Raw genomic sequence first — 1,852 nt, 5'->3', positions numbered from 1 at the left:
GTGCCACCACGGCCGAAGAGATCAGCTACTACAAGCCCACGGTCAAGGTGCTCGACCGCGGTTCCAAGGACATCGGTCCGGACCCGGTCGAACAGAAGGAACTGGCCCGAAAGCTGGTCGAGACCCTGGGTCATTTCGGTGTGGAAGCAAAGATCGTCGGGGTTGTCTCCGGGCCGCACGTTTCCAGGTTCGAGCTTCAGCTCGCTCCGGGCACGAAGGTCAAGAAGGTCTCCGAGCTGTCGAACGATCTGGCTTACGCGCTGGCTTCGACCGACATCCGCATTCTCGCGCCAATCCCCGGCAAGCAGGCGGTCGGCGTGGAAGTTCCGAACTCGAGCCGCAAGATGGTCAAGCTCGGCGACATCTATTCGGCACCGTCGGCTAAAGCTTCACCCCTGGTCGCCTGGCTGGGCAAAGGCATCGACGGCAAAGCGGTATCGACCGATCTCGCGACCATGCCACACGTGCTGGTTGCCGGCACCACCGGCTCCGGCAAGTCGGGATGTGTCAACGCGATCCTCACTTCGATCCTGATGCATTCCTCGCCGAACGAGGTGCGACTGGTTCTGGTCGACCCGAAGCAGGTCGAACTCAACCACTACGAAGCCGTCCCGCACCTGCTCACACCGGTGGTGACCAACCCGAAACTCGCGGCCAACGTGCTCCAGAACCTGATCGCGGAGATGGAAACCCGATACGGCCTGATGAAGACCGCCCGGGCGAGGAACATCGCTGATTACAACGCGATCCAGGCAAAAGCCGGGGAACCCAAGCTGCCGCACATCCTCTGCGTCATTGACGAACTCGCCGACCTGATGATGGTCGCGCCGGCAGACGTCGAATCCTCGATCATCCGGCTCGCCCAGAAGTCAAGGGCGACCGGAATCCACCTGGTGCTCGCAACACAGCGTCCTTCGACCGACATCATCACCGGCACCATCAAGGTGAACATCCCGTCACGCATCGCTTTTGCCGTGTCGTCGCAGACCGACTCCCGGGTCATCCTCGACCAGGGCGGGGCGGAAGCACTGCTCGGCCAGGGCGACATGCTTTTCCGCGGCCCGGGCACGTCGAAGCTGCAGCGCATCCAGGGTGCTTTCGTCTCCGAGGAAGAAATCGCCCGGATCACTGACTTCTGGTCTGATCAGGGGGAGCCGGAATTCGAGCAGGAACTGCTGGCCGAACGCGAACCCGAAAAGGTCGAATCGGCCGACAGCGACTTCGACCCGGACCAGGACGACCTGCTCGACGAAGCGATCCAGCTCGTCGTCGACACCGAAACCGCTTCGGTTTCGATGATCCAGCGGCGACTCAGGGTTGGTTACACCCGTGCCGGAAGGCTCGTGGACATGCTTGAGCGCCGGGGTGTGATCTCGGGCTACGAGGGATCCAAGCCACGCCAGGTGCTGATTACGGCGGCGGATCTGCCACGGGTGCTCGGACGTGGCCAGGACTTCAGTGAGCCCGAGGCCGAGATGCCGGACCCGGGATCGGTCCTGGACTCGACGCCGGAAGAGATTCCGCCGTCACCTGATTCACCGGCTGCCGGCTGAGGCTTCGCCCCGCCCATTGCGGCCGGTAGTCTCGCTGCGATGGCTGACACGAAAGAGCAGACGGTCAGGGCCGGAATTCTGGTCACCGGAACCGAGGTGCTGACCGCCACGATTCAGGACAGGAACGGTCCCTGGCTCTCCGAGCAACTGACCGGGCTCGGCATCGAGCTCGCCGAGATCCTGATCGTGGCCGACCACCGTGACGACCTGCTCAATGGCCTGCGGCACATGGCTGACATCGGCCTCGACCTGATCATCACCACCGGCGGCCTCGGACCTACCGCTGACGATCTCACGGC

General features: G+C 63.2%; 2 protein-coding genes. Both read left to right on the top strand.

The genetic code is table 11. From position 1 onward, the window contains the following. Positions 1–1,553, top strand: a 1,553-nt coding sequence (locus tag WBP53_RS01145; protein ID WP_423925092.1) for a DNA translocase FtsK, incomplete at its 5' end; no start/stop codon positions are given. Between the two features lie 39 nt (positions 1,554–1,592). Further along, positions 1,593–1,852, top strand: a 260-nt coding sequence (locus WBP53_RS01140; protein WP_423925090.1) for a molybdopterin-binding protein, incomplete at its 3' end; no start/stop codon positions are given.

Origin of the sequence: Dokdonella sp., assembly GCF_049593775.1 — a bacterium.
In the GTDB taxonomy this organism is placed as follows: domain Bacteria; phylum Pseudomonadota; class Gammaproteobacteria; order Xanthomonadales; family Rhodanobacteraceae; genus Dokdonella.
The sequence above is the reverse complement of the archived record's forward strand: the minus strand, read 5'-3'. Positions and strand labels throughout refer to the sequence as shown.